The sequence below is a fragment of the Streptomyces sp. RP5T genome (assembly GCF_003933965.1).
GTDB lineage: Bacteria > Actinomycetota > Actinomycetes > Streptomycetales > Streptomycetaceae > Streptomyces.
In genome coordinates, this window is sequence record NZ_RSAJ01000371.1 from 1 (window position 1) to 8,357 (window position 8,357).

Consider the following 8,357-nt stretch of genomic DNA (forward strand, 5'->3'; position numbering starts at 1 on the left):
ACCCTCGGTCGCCCCGACCCAGACCGCGGGCGGTGACAGCGCCGGACCCGGCACGGTCGCCGACGGACCGGCCTCACCCTCGCCCATCGCGTCGCAGACCTCGGGCACCGCGCCCGTCACCTCGGAGCCGTCCGCCACCTCCGCTCCGGTGCTCGCCGGCGCCCCGCTCTCCTCCCCGTCCCCGGAGTACGTCCTCTGATGGCATCCCGCACCCGCCGCCCGGGGGCCGCAGCACCAGGAGCCCCCGACGGCTCCAGGCGCCGTCGCCTGCCCATGCGCCTCCTGCTTCCCGTGCTCGTCCTCGTCGCCCTCATGGCGATGCTGATGCTGCGCGGCTACGTCCACAGCGAGATCCTCGCCGACCACCGCATCCAGCCCGAGGCCTCCACCGACAAGGTGCCGGAGAAGATCATCGACGGCGGTCCGGTGATCGACACCCGCGGCGGCAAGGCCACCAGCCTGAAGCTGCCCGACCACCGGATCGTCCTCACCTTCGACGACGGCCCCGACCCCACCTGGACCCCCAAGGTCCTCGACGTCCTGAAGAAGCACCACGCGCACGCGGTCTTCTTCGTCACCGGCACCATGGCCTCCCGCTACCCGGACCTGGTCCAGCGCATGGTCGACGAGGGCCACGAGATCGGGCTGCACACCTTCAACCACCCCGACCTGTCCTTCCAGTCGAAGAAGCGCATCGACTGGGAGCTCTCCCAGAACCAGCTCGCGCTCGCCGGCGCGGCCGGGATCCGCACCTCGCTCTTCCGGCCGCCGTACTCCTCCTTCGCCGACGCCATGGACGACAAGTCCTGGCCGGTCACCGAGTACATCGGCACCCGCGGCTACATCACCGTCGTCAACAACACCGACAGCGAGGACTGGCAGAAGCCCGGCGTTGCCAAGATCATCAGCAACGCCACCCCGAAGAACGGCAAGGGCGCGATCGTGCTGATGCACGACTCGGGCGGCGACCGCCACCAGACGGTCCAGGCGCTCGACCAGTTCCTCCCCGATATGACGGACAAGGGCTACGAGTTCGACAACCTCACCGAGGCCCTCGACGCGCCCACCGCGCACACCGCCGTCGCCGGGCCCGAACTGTGGAAGGGCAAGGCGTGGATCTTCCTGGTCCAGGCCTCCGAGCACATCACCGATGTCCTCGTCGTCGGGCTGTCGATCATCGGCTCCCTCGTCATCGGCCGCTTCGTCCTCATGCTGCTGCTCTCGGGCCTCCACGCCCGCCGGGTGCGCCGCAAGGACTTCCGCTGGGGAGAGCCGGTCACCCGGCCGGTGTCGGTGCTCGTCCCGGCGTACAACGAGGCCAAGTGCATCGAGAACACCGTCCGTTCCCTCATGGCGAGCGAGCACCCCATCGAGGTGCTCGTCATCGACGACGGTTCCAGTGACGGCACCGCCCGGATCGTCGAGGCGATGGGCCTGCCGAACGTCCGCGTAGTGCGCCAGCTCAACGCGGGCAAGCCGGCCGCCCTCAACCGCGGCCTGGCCAACGCCCGTTACGACATCATCGTGATGATGGACGGCGACACCGTCTTCGAACCGTCGACGGTACGGGAGCTGGTGCAGCCCTTCGGCGACCCGCGCGTGGGAGCCGTCGCCGGCAACGCCAAGGTCGGCAACCGGGATTCGCTCATCGGCGCCTGGCAGCACATCGAGTATGTGATGGGCTTCAACCTCGACCGCCGGATGTACGACGTCCTGCGCTGCATGCCCACCATCCCGGGCGCGGTGGGAGCCTTCCGCCGCTCCGCCCTGGAGCGCGTCGGCGGCATGAGCGAGGACACCCTCGCCGAGGACACCGACATCACCATGGCCATGCACCGGGACGGCTGGCGCGTGGTCTACGCCGAGAAGGCGCGCGCCTGGACCGAGGCCCCGGAGTCCGTCCAGCAGCTCTGGTCCCAGCGCTACCGGTGGTCGTACGGCACCATGCAGGCGATCTGGAAGCACCGGCGGGCGCTGGTGGAGCGGGGCCCGTCGGGCCGCTTCGGCCGGGTCGGGCTGCCCCTGGTCTCCCTGTTCATGGTGGTGGCACCCCTGCTGGCCCCCCTGATCGACGTGTTCCTGCTCTACGGCGTCGTGTTCGGCCCGACCGAGAAGACGATCGTGGCCTGGCTGGGCGTCCTCGCGATCCAGGTGGTCTGCGCCGCCTACGCCTTCCGCCTCGACCGGGAACGCATGACCCACCTGATCTCGCTGCCGTTGCAGCAGATCCTCTACCGCCAGCTCATGTACGTCGTCCTGCTCCAGTCCTGGATCACGGCCCTCACCGGAGGCCGCCTGCGCTGGCAGAAGCTGCGCCGCACGGGAGTCGTCGAGGCACCGGGCGGACCCGTGCCGAGGCCGCGGGCGGGCAGTGAGAGCGACGAGCGGAGGCCTGTCGGATGACGCAGGAGTACACGGCGGACCAGCGCGAGCTGCCGACGCCGACGTCGGCGCCTGCCACCGCGCCGCCCAAGGCCCCCGGCCGCGACCGCTACCTGGACCTCCTCCGCTCCCTCGCCCTGGTCCGGGTGGTCCTCTACCACCTGTTCGGCTGGGCGTGGCTGACCATCCTGTTCCCGTCGATGGGCGTGATGTTCGCGCTGGCGGGCTCACTGATGGCGCGCTCCCTGAACCGCCCGGCCCTGAGCGTGATCAGAGGCCGTGTCCGCCGACTGCTCCCTCCCCTGTGGGCGTTCAGCGCGGTCGTGCTGCCGCTGATGTTCGTGGGCGGCTGGAAGCTGTCCGAGGACCCGGACCACAGCGGCACCTGGGGCCTGCTGGAGCTGGTCAACTACGTCATCCCGATCGGGGCGCCGCCGTACCCCTGGGAGGTCGGCTTCCCGCACGACCTCCTGGAGAGCACGTGGGCCGACCAGGCGGTGGGCCCGCTGTGGTACCTCCGCGCCTATCTGTGGTTCGTGCTGGCCTCGCCGCTGCTGCTGTGGGCGTTCCGCAGGGTGCCGTGGGCGACCCTGCTGGCACCGCTGGCGCTGACAGCGGTCGTCGGCACGGGACTGGTCACGATCCCCGGCGAACTCGGCAACGCGGTCACCGACTTCGCGGTCTACGGCAGCTGCTGGGTCCTCGGTTTCGCGCACCACGAGGGAGTGCTGGCGAAGGTCCCGCGCTATCTCGCCGTCTCCGGATCGGTCCTGGTGATGGCCTTCGGCCTGTGGTGGGCCTCCGGCCACCAGGGCCCCGAGGGCTGGGACCTGAACGACATCCCCCTCGCCCAGGCCGCCTGGTCCTTCGGGTTCGTCGTGATCCTCCTCCAGTACTCCCCGTCCTGGCAGGAACTCCCCGGCCGGCTGGCCCGCTGGGACAAGCTGGTGACCCTCTCCAACAACCGTGCCGTGACGATCTACCTCTGGCACAACCTGCTGATCATGGCCACGGTCCCGATCCTCGACCTGGCCTACGAGCTCCCCTTCATGCAGAGCGACCGCGCGGTCGCGGCCCTCGACGCGACGGACACGCTGTGGATGTTCTTCCTGGTGTGGCCGTTGATCGGGCTCGCGATCCTTGCGTTCGGGTGGATCGAGGACCTGGCGGCGAAGAGGAGGCCGCGGTTGTGGCCTAACGGGTCGCGGCGGGGGGGCCGAGTCAGCCCCGCGGCGGCTGCACGCCACAGGTCCTGAAGGTTTCGGGCTCCGCCCCCCCGTGCGGGAGGCGGAGCCCGGTCATGTCATCCGATGGAGAGCCGCTTCGGCCAGTACGTGTTCGGGTTGATGACCTGCGTACCCGAGCCCGACAGCACCGTCTTGCTGCCTGGATGGAATTTCACAACACCGTTGGCCGCGACGGCCCAGATGTCGGGGATGCCGTCACTGTTGGCGTCCGGCGTCCCCATCAGCAGCGGAACGTCGGTGCTGTACCAGCCGGAGGCCCCGTACTCGGTATCCGTCTTGCCCGAGGAGTTCGCGGCGGAGGCAAGGGAGTTGAGGTCGGTCCCTCCTGCGCTCGCGGCGATCCCCTTGCGTAGCAGAAGCCGCCCGGACGCGTCGGTGCGGTAGACCATGTCGGCGACGCCGTCACCGCTGACGTCCATGACGGTCACCAGATCACGGTTGGTCCACCCACCGGACAGCAGGACTGCCTGGTCGACCGTCGCTCCGTGGTATCCGGTGAAGGCCCACAACTGGTCGCCGGCGGTGGCGAAGAAGTCGGTGCGCCCGTCGCCGGTGATGTCTCCGGCGGCGACGATCTGGGTCAGAGCCGAAGGGCTCGGAGCGCCCGACGACAGCAGGATCTCCCGCCTCTTTCTGACCAATCCGCAAACCGCTACGTCCGCTGTCAATTCCGGCAACTTCGCGGGCGGAACGCGGTATATCATGCCGGACCCCGCTGGTGGACGCGGGATCGGCGCGACCTTCGACGCAAATGGACAGTTCCAATACTTCGGGCGGTACTAGGCATGTTGGTAATCGAGCCGTGGGATGCCAAGGCGCGTGGCGACGCCAGTCTCGCTGCCCTTCGGGGCGCGATCGCGGGGGCGTCCGTGAGTGCGGTCCGCTACGTAGTGCCGCAGGGGGAAACCTGGCCCGAAGGGCACAGGGAGGATCGTGCCCATGAAGTCGACATGGCCGTTGATCTGGTCATGAGTACCGGGGCCGCACTGTCCCTATCCTGGGCGATGGATGGCCTCAATGAAGGGATGGCGATCGAGCTTAGGGAACCTGGAGAGTCTGACGTCGACTTGCCAGGGGACGCTGTCGACGTGAGCGGCCATGTCGACTGGGAGAGGTTCCTTGGGGCGGAAATCGTGGAAATCAGCCCTGCCTGGCATGTTCCCAACGAAGGCTGTCCTGAAATGCCGTGGGCGTACCGCCTTGGATTCTCCAATACGTCAAGCCTGGTTATTGCGCTAGGTACGGCTGAGGGGGAGGGGTTCAGGTATATGCCCGATGAGCTGATCGTGATTTTCGATGCGAGTCTCGCAGCTGCCTATAGGATCCCAGCAAGCGATACTTCTTCGCGCGGGTAGATCGAGCCGAGTCAGGGCATTCGGCAAGCGCCTGGCGTGGGACGCCTAATAGCCGGGAATCTCAATTTCTCGGGAAAATAGATCAAACAGGCCCCGCCGGAGTGATCTCCGGCGGGGCCTGACGTCTTGTGACGGCAACGCTGACGGCAACGTCAGCGGACGATGAATGCCGAGGGCGGCGGCTCTTCGGAGTCATCGCCCTCGGCCAGCATGCTGCCCAGAGTGTCGATGGCTTGGCGCTGCAGGCGGAGTCGGACGTGGGCGTAGACGCCGGCGGTGACGCCGATGTGGGCGTGGCCGAGGAGTTCTTTGATGACGACGAGGTCGATGCCCTATTCCAGGAGCAGGGTTGCGGTCGAGTGCCGGAGATCATGGAAGCGGATGGTCCGGAGTCCTGCGCTGTGGAGGAGGCGGCGGAAGCGGCGGGTGAGGTTGGCGGGGTCGAGTGGTCCGCCGGTCGGGATGGTGAAGACGAGCCGGTTGTCCGTCCAGCCCGTTCCGATTGCCTGACGCTCTTCCTGCTGCCGCTCCTGGTGGGTCTTGAGGGAGTTGATGCATTCGGTGGGGAGGGCGATGCGCCGCTCGGAGGCCAGGGTCTTGGTGTTCAGGACGGTCAGCCCCTGGCTGCGGGTGCGCTGGAGGGAACGGTGGATGCTGGCGGTGCCGCCGTCGAGGTCGAGGTCTTCCCAGTGAAGGCCGAGGAGTTCGCCTTTGCGGAGTCCGGTGCGCAGAGCGAGTTCGTACAGGGCGTGAAGCCGGTCACTGTTGGCCGCATGGAGAAACTGCCGGGCTTCGGCGGCGGTGAGGGGCTGGAAGCGCCTTGCGGTACAGAGTGTCCACTCTGCAACCCCTAACCTGAGAGGATGGCCAGTGAGTAGCGACTTTGGCTTCTGGAAGTGCGGTGTTGGGGAACTTGAGGGAATCTTCGACAACCTTGCTGAGGGTGACACCAGCGATCTTGTCGTGAGCCCTGACGTGTTGCGGTTCCGGGAGGAGTTGCTGACTAGGTGGCCAGATGTGGAGGATGTTCTGGAGCCGTCTCGGTTCGATCTGGAAGAGGAACCGGATGATGAGGGAAAGTACGTCCTTCTGACCCTTTCGGTTCGCCAACTCAATTATCTCCCAGAGATTCTTGACATGGCGAAGAGGAATGGCCTCGTCGGATTTAGCGGAGTGGCGGGCGAGCCGATTTAAGCTTCCGATTCTACTACGCATCGAAGTGCAAATATGCGGCCCCTGTGGGTGACACCCACAGGGGCCGCTTTTGCGGCTTGACACCAGTGGTCGACGGCAACGGCGGCGGACACCAGGTGTCCGCCGCCGTTGCCGTACGTGTGTCAGGGGTGGTCGAGGATGCGGCCGAGGAGATCGGACGTGGGCGTAGACGGTGGCGGTGACGCCGATGTGGGCGTGGCCGAGGGGCTCCTTGATCTCGACGAGTCGACGTCCTGCCCCAGAAGCAGGGGCGCGGTCGAGTGGCGGAGATCGTGGAAGCGGATCGTTCGGATTCCTGCGTGTCGGAGGAGGCGGCGGAAGCGGCGGCTCAGGTTGGCGAGGTCGAGCGGCCTGCCCTTCGGGGTGGTAAGGACGAGTTCGTTGGCCGTCCAGCCCGTTCCGGCCACGTGGCGCTCTTCCTGTTGCCGTTCCTGGTGGATTTTGAGGGAGTTGATGCGTTCGGAGGCCAGGGTCTTGGTGTTCAGGACGGTCAGCCTTCGAGGAAACCGCGTTAGCGGCAGGTCAGGTTGGTCGAGTCGATTGTTCTGCCTTGCGCAGTGCGGATGACGATCTGAGAAAATCACGTATCAGCTGTCCAGGCTCGGCCACCCTGCCGCGGACTGGTGCGAGCGGCTGTTTGATGCCGTGTGCGATATGAAGGAGACCCAGGCGGATGACTGGAAGACAAGGTGAGGACTTCTCGTCGTCTTTGAGTCGCGGACTTGGATGGCGGTGAGGGTGGTGGCTATCTCGACGCAGTTCGAGCCGTCGCCGCTGTAGCTGGACTTACGCCAGTGCATGGGCTGCATGATTCGTCCCTCACAGATCGTGGATGAGGTGGTGGATGAAGTCGCGTGACGTGGTGGGCGGGAGCGCGCAGGATTCCATGCCGTCCAGCACGGCCCGGTACTTGCTCAACTGCGCCTCCGCGTCCAGGAACTCGCAGGCTCCGTGGTGCGAGTCCAGCTGGACTGTGTCGAGTTGGGGGACGGCGCCCTCGACGTAGTCGAAGGACTGGCCCGTGGTGGGAAAGTGGGCCGCCCCGAACGGGATCACGCGCAGCTCGACGTGCGGTAGTTCGCTCATGTCGGCCAGGTGCTTGAGCTGGCCGCGGGCCACGACCGGGCCGCCGAAACCCATGCGGAGCGCGGCCTCGTGAATGATCGCCGTGTACGGAGGCGGGTCCTGCCTGTGCAGCACGCCCTGTCGTTTGAGGCGGTGGGTGAGACGGTGCTCCATCTCGTACTGCCGCATGGGTGGCACCACTGCCTGGAAGAGGGCCCGGGCGTGGTCTGTCGTCTGGAGCAGCGCCGGGATGTGGAGCATGAGCGCCACACGTAGTGCGGCGGCGTGGTGCTCCAACTCCGCCAGATCGACCAGGGCCACCGGAACGTGGTCGCGATACTCCTCCCACCAGCCGCGTGTTCGCCGGCCGGTCATCGCCGCGAGCGCCTCGATGAGGGGTTCGTCGAAGCAGTCGTAGGCATGGGCCATGGAGTGCACTCGCTCGGCGCTGATCGGTGTGCGGCCGGTCTCGATCATGCTGACGCGCGCCTGGTTGACGCCCAATTGTTCGGCGGCGCCGGTTGCGGTGAGCCCGGCTCGCTCTCGGAGTTTGCGCAGTTCTGCGCCCAGCCTCCGCTGCCGAAGCGTGGGGCTGTTGGTGGGCGGCACGGCGTCTCCTTCCTGGCCGCGGGGCGGTGTCCCGGTCCCTCACACGAGTGAAGAGTAGATGTTTCCAGTGGATTTAGTTAGATGCATCTAACCATCTGCTCTACGGTGGTCACGTACCGCCCAACTCCCCCCGCCCATAAGCCGGAAGCGCACCCACCCAGGCACAGCCACCGCCCGGCGCGGCCGTTGAGCGCGTAGTCGTCGAATGCCCCTTTCCCCTCCACCGGAGGTATCCGATGGTCACCGTAGCCCTGCCCGACACCTGGGTGTACGCCCTTCGCCTGCCACATGACCCGAGAGCCGCACGTGTCGCACGTACGACCGTGCGGGCCGCGCTGAAGGGGCATGGAATGGCCCATGTCCTCGACACCGTTGAGCTGTTGACGTCCGAACTCGTCACCAACGCCTACCGCCATGCCAAGGGCCCCGCCTCGCTTCGGCTGACCGCGCTGGGGGAGGGGCGGCTGCGTGTCGGGGTCTGGGA

General features: G+C 67.0%; 7 protein-coding genes and 4 pseudogenes. 6 read left to right on the forward strand and 5 right to left on the reverse strand.

Annotation, left to right across the window (positions count from 1 at the left end; all coding sequences use genetic code 11):
- The 3 genes and pseudogenes from EHS43_RS30110 to EHS43_RS30120 all read left to right on the forward strand — a co-directional run.
- Positions 1-199, forward strand: a pseudogene (locus tag EHS43_RS30110) (hypothetical protein); the annotation flags it as partial.
- Entirely contained in the window at positions 199-2,403 is a 2,205-nt protein-coding gene (locus EHS43_RS30115; RefSeq protein WP_125193874.1) for a glycosyltransferase, read from the forward strand. The pseudogene EHS43_RS30110 and the gene EHS43_RS30115, both read left to right, overlap by 1 nt.
- Positions 2,400-3,638: an acyltransferase gene (locus EHS43_RS30120; protein ID WP_125193875.1), complete on the forward strand. Its 1,239-nt coding sequence runs from the start codon at positions 2,400-2,402 to the stop codon at positions 3,636-3,638. The genes EHS43_RS30115 and EHS43_RS30120 overlap by 4 nt, the downstream gene beginning before the upstream one ends.
- A 47-nt stretch (positions 3,639-3,685) precedes the next feature.
- Here EHS43_RS30120 and EHS43_RS30125 read toward each other — a convergent pair.
- Positions 3,686-4,267 (reverse strand): annotated as a pseudogene (locus EHS43_RS30125) (hypothetical protein); the annotation flags it as partial.
- Positions 4,268-4,579: 312 nt separating this feature from the next.
- Between EHS43_RS30125 and EHS43_RS30130 the strand changes: the two are divergent.
- Positions 4,580-4,984 (forward strand): hypothetical protein, encoded by a 405-nt coding sequence (locus EHS43_RS30130; protein ID WP_125193876.1) that lies wholly within the window; start codon positions 4,580-4,582, stop codon positions 4,982-4,984.
- A 152-nt stretch (positions 4,985-5,136) separates the two neighbouring features.
- On the opposite strand, the pseudogene EHS43_RS30135 reads toward EHS43_RS30130, so the two are convergent.
- A pseudogene (locus EHS43_RS30135) lies at positions 5,137-5,805 on the reverse strand (site-specific integrase); the annotation flags it as partial.
- A 49-nt stretch (positions 5,806-5,854) separates the two neighbouring features.
- Between EHS43_RS30135 and EHS43_RS30140 the strand changes: the two are divergent.
- On the forward strand, positions 5,855-6,178 hold the full coding sequence (locus tag EHS43_RS30140) for a hypothetical protein (RefSeq protein WP_125193879.1): 324 nt from the start codon (positions 5,855-5,857) through the stop codon (positions 6,176-6,178).
- A gap of 174 nt (positions 6,179-6,352) precedes the next feature.
- On the opposite strand, the pseudogene EHS43_RS48165 reads toward EHS43_RS30140, so the two are convergent.
- The 3 genes and pseudogenes from EHS43_RS48165 to EHS43_RS30155 all read right to left on the reverse strand — a co-directional run.
- A pseudogene (locus tag EHS43_RS48165) lies at positions 6,353-6,693 on the reverse strand (tyrosine-type recombinase/integrase); the annotation flags it as partial.
- 93 nt (positions 6,694-6,786) lie between these two features.
- Complete coding sequence (locus tag EHS43_RS30150; RefSeq protein ID WP_125193877.1) at positions 6,787-7,008, reverse strand: DUF397 domain-containing protein; 222 nt, start codon at positions 7,006-7,008, stop codon at positions 6,787-6,789.
- Between the two features lie 10 nt (positions 7,009-7,018).
- On the reverse strand, positions 7,019-7,873 hold the full coding sequence (locus tag EHS43_RS30155; protein ID WP_125193878.1) for a helix-turn-helix transcriptional regulator: 855 nt from the start codon (positions 7,871-7,873) through the stop codon (positions 7,019-7,021).
- A gap of 236 nt (positions 7,874-8,109) precedes the next feature.
- Between EHS43_RS30155 and EHS43_RS30160 the strand changes: the two genes are divergently transcribed.
- Positions 8,110-8,357: ATP-binding protein (locus tag EHS43_RS30160; RefSeq protein ID WP_369009060.1), on the forward strand; the 248-nt coding region annotated here is incomplete at its 3' end.

What these genes read in the sequence shown, in the direction of transcription:
- EHS43_RS30130 (WP_125193876.1), top strand. Translation starts at nt 4,580, where the DNA reads ATGGCCGTTGATCTGGTCATGAGTACCGGGGCCGCACTGTCCCTATCC.
- EHS43_RS30150 (WP_125193877.1), bottom strand. Translation starts at nt 7,008, where the DNA reads ATGCAGCCCATGCACTGGCGTAAGTCCAGCTACAGCGGCGACGGCTCG.
- EHS43_RS30115 (WP_125193874.1), top strand. Translation starts at nt 199, where the DNA reads ATGGCATCCCGCACCCGCCGCCCGGGGGCCGCAGCACCAGGAGCCCCC.
- EHS43_RS30120 (WP_125193875.1), top strand. Translation starts at nt 2,400, where the DNA reads ATGACGCAGGAGTACACGGCGGACCAGCGCGAGCTGCCGACGCCGACG.